We start from the raw sequence: 16,600 nt of genomic DNA, 5'->3' as shown, positions 1-16,600 counted from the left end.
ACTTGAGGGAAATGCCGCGGTTTGCGGCCGGAGCCCAGATCCGGGCACAGATGTTAAGACGGAGGTTCCAATGAAGGCTTTGAGAACATTGCTTCTGGGCTCGGCGGGGGCGGCAATGCTGTTCACGGCGGGCACGGTTGCGCAGGCAGCGGACGCGCCGGAAGCGGTCAAGGGCCGCGAACCGGTGTGGCGTTGCGACACGGCCGGGTTCATCGAATATCCCGGCTCCGACCTTTGCTTCAAGATCGGTGGCTATGCCAAGGCGTGGATTGGCGGTGCCGATGAAGACTGGACGACGGGTGAAGGCATCGACGAATACGGTGTCAGGGACGACCTTCACACGACGGACAACACGTTCTTCATGGGCGCACAGGGGCGGTTGAATTTCGACATCCGCAACGCGACCGAATTTGGCGTTGTCCGCGCCTTTATCGAAATGTGGGCCACGGACAACAACGGCAACTCCGGTGGCAACTTCACCTTGCGTCACGCCTTCATCCAGATCGGCAACTGGTTGATGGGCAAGACCTGGTCGACCTTCCGCTCGGGGCCCGGTACGCCGGAGCAGCATATCGAAGTTTTCGCCGCGGTCGGCGACCAGCGGACGGTGCGTGCGGTGCAGATCCGCTACACGTTCAATGTCGGCAACGGCGTCACCATCAACGTCGCGATCGAGGATCCGGCGTTTATGCAAGGCGGAGACTTCGAAGGTTCCCATATCATTGACAGCCGCAACGAGGTTCCGGATTTCGTCGCCAACATCCAGATCAAGGGTTCCTGGGGTTCGGCGCAGCTCTCGGGCGCCGTGCATCAGGCCTCCGGTACCGGTTTCCTCGCTCCGAACGTCAATCGTCGGGAAGTCGGCTGGGCGACCATGCTCAGCGTCGCCATCGACGTGCCGGGCACCATGGGTGACGTGATCTATCTCGCGGGCGCCTATGCCGATGGCCATATGGGCGCCATCGACACCGGTGCTCCTTACAGCTGGAGCGACAATCTTCCGGGCGGCAGCGTATCGATCTCGGGCTGGGCGGTCGTTGGCGGCTGGGAGCACTACTGGTCGCAGACCCTGCGCTCGACCATCGCGGCTTCGCATGCGAACAACGACTATGACGCGGACTTTCACAACGTGCTGAATATCGACACGGCAACCTCCGTGTGGGCGAACCTGGTGTGGACGATCGTCCCGCAGTTGGACCTCGGCGTCGAGGTGGTCTGGACCCAGAACAAGATCACTGGGACCCAGGCTCAGTGTATCGCTGCCGGATTCGCATCGTGCACGGCCTCCGCGATCGCGGTCGGTGCACAGGCCACCCGCAGCTTCTGATCCTCTCTTAGGATAGAACAAGAATCGAACCCCGGTGGCTTAGGCCACCGGGGTTTTCGTTTCGGCCATCGGTTATCCGACGGCCGGAAATCCAAGCTCTGCGTTCCGGTTACTGGCGTCTGACAGCCGACGCCCGGCCCCGCGTCAGATCGGCGACGAGTTCGATCGGGTGGGTGTCGCCGTTGAGGCGCGCGCGATAGACCTGCAAATTCTCCAGCACCCGCTGCACGTAGTTGCGCGTCTCCGAAAACGGGATGCGCTCGATCCAGTCGATCGGATCGACCTGAGCCCGGCGCGGATCGCCGAAAGCGGCGACCCACTGCTTGACCCGCGGCCCGCCCGCATTGTAGGCGGCGATGGTCATGACGTAGGAGCCGGCGTATTCCGCGACCAACTGCCCGAGATGGGCGGCGCCCATGGCGGCATTGTAGGCCGGGTCGGTGGTGAGCCGGTCGGGCGAATAGGCAAGGTCGAAGGCGCGCGCGGTCCGCTTCGCGGTTGCCGGCATCAGCTGCATCAGCCCGCGGGCGCCGGCCGGGCTGACGGCGGCGGCGTTGAACGAGCTTTCCTGGCGCGCCACCGCGTGCACAAGCGCCCGCTCGACCGGCGCGCCGTGCGACGGAAAATCGGGGACCACCCCGGTGAGGAAGGCAAGCTCGGGAACCGGCCGGTTGCGCGCCGCGGCGATCTTGCCCATCCGCAGCGCCACATGGGGAATTCCGAAATCGCGGGCAAGCTGACCGGCCATTGCAATTTCCACCGGTTCGTCGAGGCTCGAGGCGAGCTCGATGAGGAAAGTGCCGGCAAGCCCCGTCTCGCCGAGCTCGCCGAGGAGCCTTGTCGCGCGCACCAGCTCGCGGCCGAAAAAGCGGTCGCGCTCCGCCACTGTCGGCGGCGCGGAGGGGCTGAGCGAGAGCGCCGCCGGCATGCCCAGCTTGAGCCTGGCAAGCTGGCCATAGTAGGTGGTCTCGTAGCGGGCCGCGTGTTGATAGTTTGACCGGGCGTCCTCGACGCGCTTGAGCGCCTCGAAGCCGCGGCCGAGCCAATAATAGGCGCGCGACAGGCTCAAGTCCGTCGAGACCTTCAGGCGCAGTGCCTCGAAATGGGTCAGCGCCGTTTCCGGCTTGTTCAGATAACGCAGCGCCACCCAACCGGCGTGGAACTCGCCCTCCGCGAAGGCAAGGCCGCTTTCGGCGGCGTGCCCCGTGGCGATCTTGTAAGCCGTCTTGGGATTGCCGCGGTCGAGCAACCGGCGGATAAGGATGCGCCGCTCCTCCCACCATTGCCAGACATCGGTGACGGCGTCCGCGTCGCTCGGCGCGGTCAGCATCAGCTTGGCCGCCTCGACATCCTTGCCGTCGCGGCGCAGCCACTGGATGCGGCTGAGAAGCGCGACGGGGTCCTTGCGGGTTTCACCCTTCAGGGCGCCCAGCAGCTTTCCGGCGCTGCGCGATTGTTTGGAGACCGCATCGCGCGCCTTCGCCAGCGCCACCGCCTCCTCCCCGAGCCGCTTTGCGGCGCGCAGCGCCGCCGCCGAATGGTCGGCATAGAGCAATCGGTCGAGCCGCGCCTTGTGGTTCTGTTTCGTCAGCACGTCGGCGAATTTCGTCAGGATCGCCGCCTCCTGGGCCGGGCTCAGCGTGTGGTTCTCCCACGCGTCGCGGGCCCATTTCGCGGCTTGCGCCTTGTCGCCCCTCTCGAGCAGCGCAAAGGCCAGCGCCGCCTTGCCGGGACCCGTCTCGGGCGGCATGGCGGCGAAGGCGGCCATCACCGCCTCGGTGGGCGAGCCCTGTTCGAACAGCACCGTCTCCATGCGGGCGCGCAACAGATCCCGGTTCGGCCAGTCGGGGTGCGCGCGCAGGAAGGCGGCGATGCGGGCATAGCCGGCGGTGAACGCCCTGTCGCGGGCATAAAGCCAATCGAACAGGATGCGCGCGACGGGCGCCTGCAATTGGGCGCGTTTGGACTGTGCGGTCGCAAAATCGTTCTCGCGCATCGCCGCAATCGCCGCGCGCAGGGTCAGGAAGTCTTCGTTGGGCACGATCTGTGACAGTGCCACATCGCCGGGTCGCGGCCATGGGATCGGCGTATCGCCGCTGCCGCGCGCGCCGAGTTCCGAATCTGGGGCGAGCGCCTCATCGTCGGGCCGCAGCCACGGGATCGGCGTATTTCTGCTGACGCCGGCGGCGAAATCGGGGCCCGGGCGCAGGGCAGGAAGCGGAGCGGTGGCCGCGCCCGCGCCCGGCGGGTCGGCCGCGACGAGGGCTGCCGACTGCAAAAGGAATCCGGCGATCAGACCTGCGCGCCGCCGCTCCCATCGTGTCATTCGCGAATCTCCGCCATTTCGGCCGGCAAGTTTAGCAAATCAGCGTATACGATGTACAAACAGCTGTGCTTAATTCTGGGTTCCAGTCAAATAATTCCATATGGGTGGAGAATGCTCTATTCTCGGCGCCCGCCCGAGCGACGGAAAAACGGAGCAAAGCGCCATGTTCAAAGGATCGATCACGGCCCTCATCACCCCGATGAACGGCGACAAGATCGACGAAAAGGCGTTTCAGGATCTGGTCTCCTGGCAGATCGGGCAGGGGACAAACGGGCTCGTGCCGGTGGGCACCACCGGCGAATCACCGACCCTGTCGCACGAGGAGCACCGGCGGGTCGTGGATCTCACCATCGAAACGGCCGCTCGTCGCGTGCCGGTGATCGCCGGCACCGGCTCCAATTCGACCGCCGAGGCGATCGAGCTTACCCGTCACGCCAAGAAGGTCGGCGCCGACGCGGCCCTCATCGTCTGTCCCTATTATAACAAGCCGACCCAGGAGGGGCTGTATCAGCATTACCGGGCGATCGCCACGGCGGTGGATATCGCCATCCTGATCTACAACATTCCCGGCCGCAGCGTCGTCGACATGTCGGTCGAGACCATGGCCCGGCTGCACAAGGACTGCCCCAACATCGTCGGCGTCAAGGACGCCACCGCGAATGTCGGCCGGGTGAGCCAGCAGCGGCTCGCCCTGGGCCCCGATTTCAACCAGCTCTCCGGCGAGGACGCGACCGCCCTCGGCTTCATGGCCCACGGCGGTCACGGCTGCATCTCGGTGACCGCGAATGTCGCTCCGGCGCTGTGCGCCGAATTCCAGAGGGCCTGCCTTGCAGGCGACTTTGCCGCCGCGCTGACCCTCCAGGATCGGCTGATGCCGCTGCATCAGGCCCTGTTTGTGGAAACCAGCCCCGGCCCGGTCAAGTATGCGGCCGAGCTCCTCGGCCTGTGCAGCGCCAAGACGCGGCTGCCGCTGGTTCCGATCGCGCAATCGACCAAGAGCGCGGTGCGCGCGGCGCTGGTCCATGCGGGCCTCTTCAACGGCTGAGCGCGCAACGGCAGAGCGTGCGATGAGCGATGACCAAACAGGACCCTTCCCGGCGCATCGTCGCCTTCAACCGCAAGGCGCGGCACAATTACGAGATCCTGGAGACCGTTGAAGCGGGCCTGGCGCTCACCGGAAGCGAGGTCAAGTCGCTGCGCGAGGGCAAGGCGAGCATCGCCGAGGCTTATGCAAGCCCGAAGAACGGCGAGCTTTTCCTGCTCAACGCCACGATTCCCGTTTACGCTCAGGCCGGGCGCTTCAACCACGAAGAGCGCCGCGACCGTAAGCTGTTGCTGCACAAGCGCCAGATCGCCCGGCTCATCGGCGCGGTGCGGCGCGAGGGAATGACGCTGGTGCCGCTCAGGCTCTATTTCAGCGATCGCGGCATCGCCAAGCTGGAGCTGGCGCTCGCCCGCGGCAAGAAGCTGCATGACAAGCGCGAAACCCAGAAACGGCGCAGCTGGGACCGCGAAAAGGCGCGGCTCATACGCGAAAAGGGCTGAAAATGGCGCCTCAGCCGGCGATGTGATCGCCAATCTCGGCGAATACCTGCTCGAACATGTCGTGGGTCAGCCGACCCGTATTGGTGTTGTAGCGGGAGCAGTGATAGCTATCGAACAGGCGCAAATTGTTGCCGAGATCATGCCCGGCGCCGTGGGCAAAGCGAAGATGGGCGCGCTTGAGCTTCAGTGCGGCAACGACGCTGTCATGGGCGATGCGGCCGAGCGCGAGCACCGCCTTCAGGCCGGCCATGGCGCCCAATTCGGCGCCGAGGAACGAGCGGCAGGCGGTAATCTCCGCTGTCAAGGGCTTGTTCTGCGGCGGAGCGCAGCGCACCGCGTTGGTGATCCGGCAGCCGACAAGGCCAAGTCCGTCATCGGCGCGGGCCGCGTAAGTCCCTGATGCGAAGCCGAATTTGAGCAAGGTCGCATAGAGCAGCTCGCCCGCATAGTCGCCGGTGAAGGGGCGCCCCGTGCGGTTGGCTCCCTGCAATCCCGGCGCCAAGCCGACAATCAGAAGCCGCGCGTCGAGGGGGCCGAAGCTTGGAACCGGCGCATTGTGCCAGTCGGGGTGGAGCCGGCGCTGTTGGGCGCGAAAGGCGACAAGCCGCGGACAGCACGGGCAATCCTTGCCCGGAGCCGTATCGGTGGCCTCGGTCATGCGGAGCGGTTAGCCGAAATGGCGTTGGCTTGCGCGCGGGTCAGGCGCCGTCATAGTCATCCGCCTCGCCGAAAGGTTCGTCGGCCTCTTGAGCTTGCTGCCGCGAATGGGCGCGCGGCGCCGGCCGCTCGGAGGCCTCGCGGCCAATGTCGTCGATCAGCTCGGAGATATCGATGAAACGGTCGGCTTGGCGGCGCAGATCGTCGGCGACCATCGGCGGGTCGGTGCAGATCGTCGAGATGACGGTCACGCGCTTGCCCTTGCGCTGCATCGCCTCGATCAGGCTGCGGAAATCGCCATCGCCGGAAAACAGCACCATATGGTCGATATGGTCGGACATTTCCATGGCATCGACGGTCAGCTCGATGTCCATATTGCCCTTGATCTTGCGCCGGCCGGCGGAATCGATGAACTCCTTGGTCGGCTTGGTCACCATCCTGTAGCCGTTATAGTCGAGCCAGTCGATCAGTGGGCGGATCGAGGAATATTCCTGGTCGTCGGCAAGCGCCGTGTAGTAACAGGCGCGCACCAAGTAACCGCCGCCGTTGAAGACGGCGAGCAGCCGCTTATAGTCGATGTCGAACCCGAGAGCCTTCGTCGTGGCGTACAGATTGGCCCCATCGATGAACAGGGCAATGCGTTCATGCGGGTGGAATTTCAAAGACATGGTCATTCCGCTGGCCTCACTTTTTCAATTTCGCGCCTCCGAAGCGGCCGGTCCGATCCGCCGCAATTGCCACCGGCGCTTCCTTGTCGAGCAATCGAGCTTCCCCGTTGCCGTGCCGTGCGCATGCGCTCCCCAACCGCGGCCCTTCCGGCCAAGCCCAATGCACCAGGGATCGCCTGGCCCATGGCTAGATTCCGCGCTTGTTCGGGGATCGCCGTCGTTGCCGCCGCATCCGAGCTTACCAATGCATTTTTATTAATGCTACCAAAGGTATAAAAAAACATAATGCTCCTCATCGCCATCGGCTCCAACCTAAATGGGCCGTGGGGGACGCCGGTCGAGACGGCTGCAAGAGCCGTTCGCGCGCTTCAGTCGTGCGGCGTTGCCGTGACGCGAACCTCCCGTTTCTATCGAACGGCGCCGATCGGCCCCGGCCGCCAGGCCCCCTATGTCAACCTCTTGGTTGCGGCCAGGAGCCACTTGCCGCCGGCGGCCTTGCTCATGGTCCTGCATCGCATCGAGGCGAAGGCCGGGCGGGTTAGGGCCGGCCGCTGGCGCGCGCGGACCCTCGACCTCGACCTCATTGCCTATCATCGGCTCGTGCTGGGCTGGGACCCTGACCGCGACCCTGCTCGCATGGCCGGCGCCGTACCGCGGCCGGGCGCCGTCGTCGTTCCGCATCCGCGGCTGCATCTGCGCCCGTTTGTCGTGCGCCCGCTCGTTGACATCGCGCCGCTGTGGCACCATCCGGTCACCGGCGACAGCGCGAGCGGTTTGTGGCTGCGGCTGAAACGCCAGGCCGACGGCCGGATTGTGGAGGTCATCAACGCCGCAGCGTAACTTCATTGCCGTAGGAAACCTTGTCTAATAGACGGAAATCGTGAACGAATCTCGATTATCTTATACTTTACGTAAACTGCAATAATTGGTCATTTCGTAGGCATGGTTGGATCACGCCGAACCTGCTTTGTCAATCCACGGATGCCTGCTAACGGACGAGAAAACCGACGCAAGTCTATGCCTGTGCCGGCAGCCAAATGCCGCGTGGATACCGTCCATGGAAAGCCCATTGGATCGATCGGGATGGGCGAAAAGCCGGAGAATCGGCTTGATTCGCCTCAAGGATGCGCCTAAGTAAGCTGCACTTTCAAAAAAACGGCAAAAAAGGCTCAGATCCGATGGCGCGCGTTACCGTTGAAGATTGTATCGATAAGGTCGAGAACCGGTTCGATCTGGTTCTGCTCTCTTCCCACCGCGCCCGCGCGATCTCCAGCGGCTCGCCGATCACGATTGACCGCGACAATGACAAGAATCCCGTCGTCGCGCTCCGCGAAATCGCCGATACGACGATCGCGCCGGAGGATGTGCGCGAGGACCTGATCCATTCGATGCAGAAATATGTCGAGGTCGACGAGCCCGAGCCGGTGGCGGTTCCGGTGATCCCCGGCGCCCAGGCCGGCGACGAGGACGAGGCCGAAGTCGTCTTCGACCGGATGAGCGAGGAAGAGCTTCTGAAGGGGCTTGAAGGTCTTGTCGCTGCGGAAGGCGACGGCGGCAAATCCGGACGCTGACGCCCGCCGGCGGCCGCGCGCGACCCGCCCCCGGCGGGGGATGGGGAAATTGGGCGCAAGCGGAAGCACGAAATCGAGTTGCCGCCCTGCCGTGCTGCCTCCATATGTCGGGCAGGAGGCAGCATGATGCGTCAGTACGAGCTTCTCGAACGCGTCGCTCGCTATAACCCGAACGCGAACGAAGCGCTGCTCAACCGCGCTTATGTCTACGCCATGCGGGCGCACGGCACTCAGAAGCGCGCCTCCGGCGATCCCTATTTCACCCACCCATTGGAAGTCGCCGCGATCCTGACCGAGCTGAAGCTCGACGACGCGACCATCGTCGCCGCCCTTCTGCACGACACCATCGAGGATACCGGTACGACGCGGGCGGAGATCGACACGCTGTTCGGCTCGGACATCGGCGCCCTGGTCGAGGGGCTGACCAAGATCAAGAAGCTCGACCTGGTCTCTAAGAAGGCGGAACAGGCCGAGAATTTCCGCAAGCTCCTGCTCGCCATTTCCGACGATATCCGCGTGCTGCTCGTCAAGCTCGCCGACCGGCTGCACAATATGCGCACGCTCGCCTCGATGCCCGCCGACGCGCGCCAGCGCATCGCCCAGGAGACAATGGACATTTACGCGCCGCTGGCCGGCCGCATGGGCATGCAGGGCCTGCGCGAGGAACTGGAGGATCTGTCGTTCCGCGAGCTATCGCCGGAAGGCCATAAGATGGTTGTCAACCATCTGAAATCGCTCAAGGAAAAGAACCAGGGCTTTATCGATCAGATCGTCGCGGAGCTGAACCGGCGCTTTGCCGAGGAGGGCGTCGAGGCGGTCGTCAAGGGACGCGAGAAGCGCCCCTATTCGATCTGGCGCAAGATGGAGCGCAAATCGATCTCCTTCGAGCAGCTTTCCGATATTTACGCCTTCAGGGTCATGGTCGACGGCCGCGAAGCCTGCTACCGCGCGCTCGGGGCCGTCCACACCACCTGGCCGACGGTGCCGGGCCGCTTCAAGGACTATATTTCGACGCCGAAGCAGAACGACTACCGCTCCCTGCATACGACCGTGATCGGCCCCGGCCATCAGCGTGTCGAGCTGCAAATCCGCAGCCACGAGATGCACGACGTCGCCGAATACGGCATCGCCGCGCACACGCTCTACAAGGATCTGTCCGACGGTGCGGCCGACGGCGGCGGCAATGGCGCCAAGCCAAGCGCGCTGATTAAGGAAACCAGTGCCTACCGCTGGTTGCGGCGGCTTCTGGAGTTATTGGAGGAGGGCGACAGCCCGGAGGAATTCCTCGAGCACACCAAGCTTGAGCTGTTTCAGGATCAGGTGTTCTGCTTCACGCCCAAGGGTCGGCTGATCGCCCTGCCGCGCGGCGCCACGCCCATCGATTTCGCCTATGCGGTGCACACCGACATCGGCAATACCTGCGTTGGCTGCAAGATCAATGGCCGCATTGCGCCGCTGGTCAGCGAGCTCGGCAACGGCGATGAGGTCGAGATTATCGGCTCCAAGACACAGACCCCGCCGGCGGCCTGGGAGCAGATCGCGGTTACCGGCAAGGCGCGCGCCAATATCCGCCGCGCCAGCCGCGAGGCGGTGCGGACGCAATATGCCGGGCTCGGGCGGCAGATCGTGAGCCGCGCCTTCGAGCGCGCCGGCAAGCCCTATTCCGACGAGCGGCTCGAGGCGGTCCTCAACCGGCTCGCTCGCAACACGGTTGCCGACGTATTGGCCGCCGTCGGCCGCGGCGAGATGCCGTCCGATCACGTGCTCAAGGCGGTCCATCCCGATCACAAGGAGACGCGGCCAGCCGAGAAGCGCCGCACCCGCAAGGAGGAGGGCTGGTTCGGGCTGAGACGGGCGATGAACCTGAAATTCCGTATTCCGTCTCGCGGCGGCAAGACCGGGAGCGAGGCCGCCAAGGCGGAGGCCAATTTGGCCAAGGGGGAGATGAACGCCAATATGCCGATCCCGATCCGCGGGCTGAAGGGCGACCTGCCGGTGCGTTTCGCGCCCGACAGCGGTGCCGTTCCCGGCGACCGGATCGTCGGTATTCTCACGCCGGGGGAGGGGATTACCATCTATCCCATTGTCTCGCCGGCGCTGAAGGCCTTCGAGGACCACCCGGAACGCTGGCTCGACACGCGCTGGGATATCGATCCGAATAATCCCGAACGGTTCCCGGCCCGCATCAGGGTGCTCGCCATCAACGAGCCGGGCTCCCTTGCCCAGATCGCCCAGGTGATCAGCGAACATGACGGCAATATCGACAATATCAGGATGACCGCGCGCTCACAGGATTACCGCGAGCTGCTGATCGACCTGGAGGTCTGGGACGCGAAGCATTTGACCGGCATCATCTCGCAGCTGCGCAAGAAGAAGCTCGTCAGCGCCGCCGAGCGGCTGATCGAATAGGCTGGGGGAGGAATGGACAGGGAGGAGGTGCTCAATGAATTCCGGGCCGCGGGCGCGCTCATGTCCGGCCATTTCATCCTCACCTCCGGCCTGCACAGCCCGGTGTATCTGCAATGCGCGCGGGTGATGATGGACGCAAGCCGCGGCGCGCGGCTTTGCGCGGCGCTGGCTGACAAGGTGCGCGCGCGCTTCGGCGATGAGATCGATATGGTCGCCTCGCCGGCGCTGGGCGGCATCGTCGTCGGCTACGAAATCGGCCGGCAGCTCGGCCGCCCGGCGATCTTCTTCGAGCGCGTGGACGGCGTCTTCACGCTGCGCCGCGGGTTTGAGATCCCCAAGGGTGCGCGCTGCCTGATGGCCGAGGACGTGGTGACCACGGGCCTGTCCTCGCGCGAATGCATCGCCGCGATTGAGGCTGCCGGCGGCAAGGTGCTTGCCGGCTGCTGCCTCATCGACCGCTCCGGGGGAGACGCCGATATCGGGGTCGACCTGATCTCGCTTGCCGAGCTTGCCGTTCCGACCTATCGCGCCGACAGCCTGCCGCCGGAGCTGTCGGCGATCCGGGCGGTCAAGCCGGGCAGCCGCGCTCTGTGACCGAGTTTCGCAGTTGCCCAGGTATTAAGGGTCGCTTTATAACGCGCGCACTAAGGTAGCGTCCGGACCGCGGGAGATTTTGGGCAGCTGCCCGAAGGCATCTCTCGGACGTGCCTGCCGCCGCCGCGCCGTCGCGTAGCACTAGTTGGACGAACCGGTCGATGCTGTTTCAACGCCGCGAAAAACCCGCACTGAAGGAGCGGATCCGCTCCTTGCTCTGGCCGCGGCGCGGCTGGCGGCGTTCCTCGCAATATCTCGCCAAACGGGTCCTCAGGCTGAAGGGCACCCCGCATGCCATTGCGCTCGGCGTCGCCGTCGGCGTGTTCGTCTCCTTCACCCCCTTCGTCGGCCTGCATTTCACCATGGCGTTCATCGTCGCCTGGGTGACCGGCGGCAATCTCATCGGCGCCGCGCTCGGCACCTTCCTCGGCAATCCCTTGACCTTCCCCGCCATCTGGGCGAGCACCTTCTACGTAGGCAATTGGATGCTCGGCAAAGCGGTCTCGACGAGCTTCCATTTCAACGCCAGCAAGAGCCTGCTCAACGAATCCTTCGACGCGCTGTGGCCGCTGATCAAGCCGATGGCCGTCGCCGGCATCCCCATGGGCATCCTGTTCGCGATCGCTTTCTATTTTCCGGTGCGGGCGATGGTGCACTTCTATCAAAGGCGCCGGCGCCAAGTCATAAACAACAGGCCAAACGCCACCAGGCCCGAAGCCAACCCGTCCTGAAGGGGCGACTGTGATCATTGGCACCGGCAACGATATCGTCGACATCCGCAGGGTCGAGCGTCTTCTCGCGCGCTATGGCGCCCGCTTCACGACCCGGGTTTTCACCGATATCGAACGTGCCCGCTCGGAGCGCCGGCGCGAATGCGCCGCCTCCTACGCCAAGCGCTTCGCCGCCAAGGAAGCCTGCTCCAAGGCGCTCGGCACCGGCATCCGCAAGGGCGTGTTCTGGCGCGACATGGGGGTTGTCAATCTGCCCTCGGGCAAGCCGACGCTGAGGCTGAGCGGCGGCGCGCGCATGCACCTGGAACGGCTGCTTCCGGCCGGCCACGTCGCCGAGATTCACCTCACCCTGAGCGACGATTACCCCCTGGCACAAGCGTTCGTAATCCTAGAGGCGCGGCCGGTCGCCGAAGAATCTGAATAAGTCCGCGAGGATGTTTGCTTGCCGCGCGACAAGCGGATATAGGAGCGAGGGCAATGGGCTTGGCGGCAAATTTTTGGGGACGATCGTATGTTTATGAGTGAGCGCAAGGCGAAGCGCGCCAAGGAGAGCTCGCTGGGCGAAACGGTGCGGATCATCATCCACGCCCTGATCCTGGCGCTGATCGTGCGGACCTTCTTCTACCAGCCTTTCAACATACCGTCCGGCTCCATGAAGGATACGCTGCTGATCGGCGATTATCTGTTCGTCTCCAAGTTCAGCTACGGCTATTCGCGTTACTCGATACCCTTCGGCCTGCCGCTGTTTTCGGGTCGCGTCTGGGGGGGGGAGCCGCAGCGCGGCGACGTTGTCGTGTTCAAGCTGCCGCGAGACAATGAGACCGATTACATCAAGCGCGTGATCGGGCTGCCCCGCGACAAGATCGAGGTGCGCGACGGCATCGTCCACATCAACGGCAATCCGGTGCCGCGCGAGCGCGTCGGCGACTTCGTGACCACCGACCTCCACGGTAACGTGACCCGGGTTCCCCGATACCGCGAGACCCTGCCCAACGGCGCAAGCTATGACGTGCTCGACCTGGTGCCGGACGGTTTCAGCGACAATACCCCGGTCTACGAGGTCCCGCAGGGCCACTATTTCATGATGGGCGACAATCGCGACAATTCCACCGACAGCCGCGTGCTGTCGCAGGTCGGCTACGTGCCCTATGAAAACCTGATCGGACGCGCCGACATCATCTTCTTCTCCATCGAGGAGGATGCCTATTTCTGGCAGGTCTGGAAATGGCCGTGGAGCATTCGCTGGGAGCGCTTGGTCAAATTGGTGCACTGAGTGAGCGACCGGGCGAAAATCGACGCGGAACGTCTTGCCGAGGTGCTCGGCTACGGGTTTCGGCAGCAGACGCACCTCATGGAAGCCCTGACCCACGCCAGCGCCACCGGCGAAGCCCAGAAGAACGGCGATTATCAACGCCTTGAATTCCTTGGCGATCGGGTGCTTGGCCTGATCGTCGCCGACATGCTCGTGGAGGCGTTCCCGAAGGCCGACGAGGGCGAATTGGCGCGCCGCTTCAACGCCCTGGTGCGCCGCGAGACCTGCGTCGAGGTGGCCCGCGCGCTCGATCTCGGCGCCCATGTGATCCTCGGCCAGAGCGAAATCGCAAGCGGCGGGCGCAACAAGCGGGCGATCCTGGCCGATGCCTGCGAATCGGTCATCGGCGCCATCTATCGCGACGGCGGCTTTGAAGCCGCGCGCGCCTTCGTGGCGCGCAATTGGAAGCCGCTCATGCTGGCCGCCGACCGGCCGCGGCGCGACGCCAAGACGGCGCTGCAGGAATGGGCCCAGGGGCGCGGCATGCCGCCTCCGGTCTACGATGTCATCGAGCGCACCGGACCCGATCACGCGCCGCGCTTCAAGGTGCGGGCGCTGATCTCCGGGCTCGAGCCGGCCTTTGGCGAGGGCTATGCCAAGCGCAACGCCGAACAGAAGGCGGCCGCTGCCTGCCTCGTCGCGCTCGGCCTGTGGGAGCCGGACGAGATCGAAGATGAGTGAGGCGCCGGACGCGGCCGCGCCTGCCGCGCCGCGGTGCGGGTTTATCGCCCTGATCGGCGCACCCAATGTCGGCAAATCGAGCCTGGTCAACACCCTGACCGGCGCCAAGGTGTCGATCGTCAGCCGCAAGGTGCAGACGACGCGCACCACCCTGCGCGGCATCGCCCTGCACGGTGCAAGCCAGCTCGTCTTCGTCGATACGCCGGGCATTTTCGCGCCGAGGCGCAGGCTCGACCGGGCCATGGTGCAGCGCGCCTGGGCGGGCGCCGCCGACGCCGACCTGATCGCGCTCATTGTCGATGCGGCGACCGGCCTCGACGATGAGACCGCCGCCATCCTGCCGCGGCTCTCGGACATGGCCGACAAGGCAATCCTGGTTCTCAACAAGATCGACCTGGTGAAGCCCGAGGGCCTGCTCGCCCTTGCCGGCGCGCTCAACGAAAAGCTCTGCTTCCGGCGCACCTTCATGGTCTCGGCCAAGACCGGCGACGGCGTCGGCGATCTGAGGGACTATCTGGCGGAGCAAGTGCCGGCCGGGCCGTGGCTTTATCCCGAAGACCAGCTCACCGACGCGCCGCTCAGGCATCTTGCCGCAGAGATCACCCGCGAGAAGCTGTTCGACCGACTGCATGACGAGGTGCCCTATGCCTCGACCGTCGAGACCACCGACTGGAAGACCGTCAAGGGCGGCGCGGCGCGTATCGAGCAGACGATCTATGTCGAGCGCGAAAGCCAGCGCAAGATCGTGCTCGGCAAGGGCGGCCGCGCCATCCGCGATATCGGCACCGCGGCGCGCCTTGAGCTTGCCAAAATCCTGGAGACGCCGGTGCACCTGTTCCTGTTCGTCAAGGTGCGCGAGCGCTGGGGCGAGGACCGCGCGCGCTACCGCGAAATGGGTCTCGATTTCCCGGATGAGTGAGCTGGGTCCAGCCGGTCCGGCAGACAAAGTATGCCCGCGGCGACGGGAAAAGCGCGAACGCGAATGCCGTCACCGTAATCGGCGTTACGACATGGCCTATTAACGGCGCTTTTCCGCAGCAACTACTCCGGACGGGCCTTAGCCGCTTTTTGGAATTTTCGCAGTGTGGCTTGACTTTCAAGGCCTTAAGGCCCATCTGTGGCCTAGAACTTCTCGCGATCGCGCGATTCGCCCCGGGCTTCCGGGCGTTATTGTCTCGAGACCCAAGTCCAAAAAACCCATCCGTTCCAAGTGCGCGTGGACGATGACGACACGGCCAGGGCCTGTCGCGCGCCGCTGTGCGCGCGTCCCCCCGGCGCATAAGGAACATTGAACGTGACAGTTACATCTTTCGCCGAGCTTGGCCTCTCCGGCCGGCTCCTGCGTGCTCTTGAGGACGCAAACTACCGGACCCCCACTCCGATTCAGACCAAGGCCATCCCGCTGCTTCTCGACGGACGGGACCTGCTGGGTATCGCCCAGACGGGCACCGGCAAGACGGCGGCCTTCACGCTGCCGCTCTTACAGAACCTGGAAGAGGATGACGAGCGCGCCAGCCCGCGCCGCACGCGCGCGCTGATCCTCGCCCCGACGCGCGAACTGGCGCTCCAGATTGCCGACAGTATCAAGACCTATGGGCGGCACATGCGCATGCGCCAGGCGGTGGTCATGGGCGGCGTCGGCCAGCGGCCGCAGGTCGATGCGCTGCGGCGCGGCGTCGATATCCTGGTGGCAACGCCCGGCCGACTCCTCGATCTGATCGATCAGGGCCACGTCGACCTGCGCCGCACCGAGTATCTGATCCTCGACGAGGCGGACCGCATGCTCGACATGGGCTTCATCGGCGACGTGCGGAAGATCGTCGCGATGTTGCCGCAAGAGCGGCAGACGCTGCTGTTTTCGGCGACCATGCCGGCAGAGGTCGCCAAGCTCGCCCGCGAGATCCTGTTCGAGCCGGAGCGCGTCGAAATCGCGGCCAAGACCGTTGCCGTGGAGCGCGTCGAGCAGCACGTCCACCACCTCAGCGCTGCCGCGAAGCGCGCCCGGCTGAGCGAACTTCTCGCCGCGCCCGGCTTCGAACGGGTGATCGTCTTCACCCGGACCAAGCACGGCGCCGACAAGGTGGTGAAGCATCTTGCGCACGACGGCGTCGGCGCCGTGGCGCTGCATGGCAACAAGTCGCAAGGCGCGCGCCAACGCGCGCTCGACAATTTCCGCGAGGGCCGCTCCCGCGTGCTGGTCGCGACCGACATCGCCTCGCGCGGCATCGACGTCGACGACGTGACCCACGTCATCAACTACGAGCTGCCGAACGTACCGGAAAGCTATGTGCACCGGATCGGACGCACCGCCCGCGCCGGGGCGGCCGGCATCGCGATCTCGTTCTGCGATCCCAGCGAGCGGCCGCAGCTGCGCTCGATCGAGCGGCTGATCAAATGCTCATTGAGCGTTGTCGGCGAGGTGCCCGTCGAACCCGTGGCCTCATCGGCCAAAAAGGATCAGGGCGCTTCGCGCCGGCCCGCGCCGGGCACCCGCAAACGGCGCCGGCGCTCCCGGCGGTTCGATCGGCGCGCCGCCTAGAGCGGTTCATGGTTATAGGGGATCAATTCGATGGGCCAAGTCGGTTCATCCGGGCAGGCGTGGGCCGCGACGCGCGATACGGGATATCGGGCGAGCGCGGCAACGAACCCGGTGGGCCGATTTGGCCCACCGAAGGCCGGGTTCTTTTGCGCCGTGGCGGTGTGGCGGCTGTTGGCCGAGGCACCGCATCGCCCGGCGAGCCGCGCCGGGCCACGGCGAAAAATCATCCCGGTAAACTGG

At 65.0% G+C, this 16,600-nt stretch carries 17 protein-coding genes; 13 read left to right on the top strand and 4 right to left on the bottom strand.

Translation table 11 applies throughout. From position 1 onward, the window contains the following. Positions 1–70: 70 nt before the first annotated feature. Positions 71–1,327 (top strand): DcaP family trimeric outer membrane transporter, encoded by a 1,257-nt coding sequence (locus Q8P46_04785; GenBank protein ID MDP2619477.1) that lies wholly within the window; start codon positions 71–73, stop codon positions 1,325–1,327. A gap of 109 nt (positions 1,328–1,436) precedes the next feature. Here Q8P46_04785 and Q8P46_04780 read toward each other — a convergent pair whose 3' ends face one another. Continuing rightward, positions 1,437–3,653, bottom strand: a complete 2,217-nt coding sequence (locus tag Q8P46_04780) for a lytic transglycosylase domain-containing protein (GenBank protein MDP2619476.1) — start codon at positions 3,651–3,653, stop codon at positions 1,437–1,439. Between the two features lie 163 nt (positions 3,654–3,816). Here Q8P46_04780 and dapA point away from each other — a divergent pair, with 163 nt between their 5' ends. After that, a complete protein-coding gene (gene dapA / locus Q8P46_04775) occupies positions 3,817–4,698 on the top strand; it encodes a 4-hydroxy-tetrahydrodipicolinate synthase (GenBank protein MDP2619475.1) in 882 nt (293 codons plus the stop codon). Positions 4,699–4,727: 29 nt separating this feature from the next. After that, positions 4,728–5,198, top strand: coding sequence for an SsrA-binding protein SmpB (gene smpB / locus Q8P46_04770; GenBank protein ID MDP2619474.1), 471 nt, complete (start codon positions 4,728–4,730; stop codon positions 5,196–5,198). A 10-nt stretch (positions 5,199–5,208) separates the two neighbouring features. On the opposite strand, the gene Q8P46_04765 is transcribed toward smpB, so the two are convergent. Further along, entirely contained in the window at positions 5,209–5,856 is a 648-nt protein-coding gene (locus Q8P46_04765; protein MDP2619473.1) for a uracil-DNA glycosylase, read from the bottom strand. A gap of 40 nt (positions 5,857–5,896) precedes the next feature. Then, entirely contained in the window at positions 5,897–6,523 is a 627-nt protein-coding gene (locus tag Q8P46_04760) for an NYN domain-containing protein (protein ID MDP2619472.1), read from the bottom strand. A gap of 285 nt (positions 6,524–6,808) precedes the next feature. Here Q8P46_04760 and folK point away from each other — a divergent pair, with 285 nt between their 5' ends. The 10 genes from folK (at position 6,809) to Q8P46_04710 (ending at position 16,360) form a co-directional block, all read left to right on the top strand. Beyond that, positions 6,809–7,363, top strand: coding sequence for a 2-amino-4-hydroxy-6-hydroxymethyldihydropteridine diphosphokinase (gene folK, locus Q8P46_04755; protein ID MDP2619471.1), 555 nt, complete (start codon positions 6,809–6,811; stop codon positions 7,361–7,363). Positions 7,364–7,701: 338 nt separating this feature from the next. Next, positions 7,702–8,094, top strand: a complete 393-nt coding sequence (gene rpoZ / locus Q8P46_04750; protein ID MDP2619470.1) for a DNA-directed RNA polymerase subunit omega — start codon at positions 7,702–7,704, stop codon at positions 8,092–8,094. A 123-nt stretch (positions 8,095–8,217) separates the two neighbouring features. After that, the gene (locus Q8P46_04745) at positions 8,218–10,503 is read left to right on the top strand and encodes a bifunctional (p)ppGpp synthetase/guanosine-3',5'-bis(diphosphate) 3'-pyrophosphohydrolase (GenBank protein ID MDP2619469.1); all 2,286 of its coding nucleotides are present in this window, start codon (positions 8,218–8,220) and stop codon (positions 10,501–10,503) included. Between the two features lie 12 nt (positions 10,504–10,515). After that, positions 10,516–11,097: an orotate phosphoribosyltransferase gene (gene pyrE / locus Q8P46_04740; GenBank protein ID MDP2619468.1), complete on the top strand. Its 582-nt coding sequence runs from the start codon at positions 10,516–10,518 to the stop codon at positions 11,095–11,097. 161 nt (positions 11,098–11,258) lie between these two features. Next, complete coding sequence (locus tag Q8P46_04735; protein ID MDP2619467.1) at positions 11,259–11,828, top strand: DUF2062 domain-containing protein; 570 nt, start codon at positions 11,259–11,261, stop codon at positions 11,826–11,828. A gap of 10 nt (positions 11,829–11,838) precedes the next feature. After that, positions 11,839–12,252, top strand: coding sequence for a holo-ACP synthase (gene acpS / locus Q8P46_04730; GenBank protein ID MDP2619466.1), 414 nt, complete (start codon positions 11,839–11,841; stop codon positions 12,250–12,252). Positions 12,253–12,345: 93 nt separating this feature from the next. After that, on the top strand, positions 12,346–13,101 hold the full coding sequence (lepB, locus tag Q8P46_04725; protein ID MDP2619465.1) for a signal peptidase I: 756 nt from the start codon (positions 12,346–12,348) through the stop codon (positions 13,099–13,101). Continuing rightward, the gene (rnc, locus tag Q8P46_04720) at positions 13,102–13,821 is read left to right on the top strand and encodes a ribonuclease III (GenBank protein MDP2619464.1); all 720 of its coding nucleotides are present in this window, start codon (positions 13,102–13,104) and stop codon (positions 13,819–13,821) included. Beyond that, the gene (era, locus tag Q8P46_04715; protein ID MDP2619463.1) at positions 13,814–14,740 is read left to right on the top strand and encodes a GTPase Era; all 927 of its coding nucleotides are present in this window, start codon (positions 13,814–13,816) and stop codon (positions 14,738–14,740) included. The genes rnc and era overlap by 8 nt, the downstream gene beginning before the upstream one ends. Before the next feature lie 375 nt (positions 14,741–15,115). Beyond that, positions 15,116–16,360 (top strand): DEAD/DEAH box helicase, encoded by a 1,245-nt coding sequence (locus tag Q8P46_04710; protein MDP2619462.1) that lies wholly within the window; start codon positions 15,116–15,118, stop codon positions 16,358–16,360. On the opposite strand, the gene Q8P46_04705 is transcribed toward Q8P46_04710, so the two are convergent. Beyond that, positions 16,357–16,600, bottom strand: a 244-nt coding sequence (locus tag Q8P46_04705) for a hypothetical protein (protein ID MDP2619461.1), incomplete at its 5' end; no start/stop codon positions are given. The two genes, Q8P46_04710 and Q8P46_04705, sit on opposite strands and share 4 nt — an antisense overlap.

The organism is Hyphomicrobiales bacterium, assembly GCA_030688605.1.
Classification (GTDB): domain Bacteria; phylum Pseudomonadota; class Alphaproteobacteria; order Rhizobiales; family NORP267; genus JAUYJB01.
The sequence above is the reverse complement of the archived record's forward strand: the minus strand, read 5'-3'. Positions and strand labels throughout refer to the sequence as shown.

Excerpts from the sequence above, each read along its gene's own strand:
- Q8P46_04785 (MDP2619477.1), top strand. The coding sequence starts at position 71 with ATGAAGGCTTTGAGAACATTGCTTCTGGGCTCGGCGGGGGCGGCAATG.
- Q8P46_04780 (MDP2619476.1), bottom strand. The coding sequence starts at position 3,653 with ATGACACGATGGGAGCGGCGGCGCGCAGGTCTGATCGCCGGATTCCTT.
- dapA (MDP2619475.1), top strand. The coding sequence starts at position 3,817 with ATGTTCAAAGGATCGATCACGGCCCTCATCACCCCGATGAACGGCGAC.
- smpB (MDP2619474.1), top strand. The coding sequence starts at position 4,728 with ATGACCAAACAGGACCCTTCCCGGCGCATCGTCGCCTTCAACCGCAAG.
- Q8P46_04765 (MDP2619473.1), bottom strand. The coding sequence starts at position 5,856 with ATGACCGAGGCCACCGATACGGCTCCGGGCAAGGATTGCCCGTGCTGT.
- Q8P46_04760 (MDP2619472.1), bottom strand. The coding sequence starts at position 6,523 with ATGTCTTTGAAATTCCACCCGCATGAACGCATTGCCCTGTTCATCGAT.
- folK (MDP2619471.1), top strand. The coding sequence starts at position 6,809 with ATGCTCCTCATCGCCATCGGCTCCAACCTAAATGGGCCGTGGGGGACG.
- rpoZ (MDP2619470.1), top strand. The coding sequence starts at position 7,702 with ATGGCGCGCGTTACCGTTGAAGATTGTATCGATAAGGTCGAGAACCGG.
- Q8P46_04745 (MDP2619469.1), top strand. The coding sequence starts at position 8,218 with ATGATGCGTCAGTACGAGCTTCTCGAACGCGTCGCTCGCTATAACCCG.
- pyrE (MDP2619468.1), top strand. The coding sequence starts at position 10,516 with ATGGACAGGGAGGAGGTGCTCAATGAATTCCGGGCCGCGGGCGCGCTC.
- Q8P46_04735 (MDP2619467.1), top strand. The coding sequence starts at position 11,259 with ATGCTGTTTCAACGCCGCGAAAAACCCGCACTGAAGGAGCGGATCCGC.
- lepB (MDP2619465.1), top strand. The coding sequence starts at position 12,346 with ATGAGTGAGCGCAAGGCGAAGCGCGCCAAGGAGAGCTCGCTGGGCGAA.
- era (MDP2619463.1), top strand. The coding sequence starts at position 13,814 with ATGAGTGAGGCGCCGGACGCGGCCGCGCCTGCCGCGCCGCGGTGCGGG.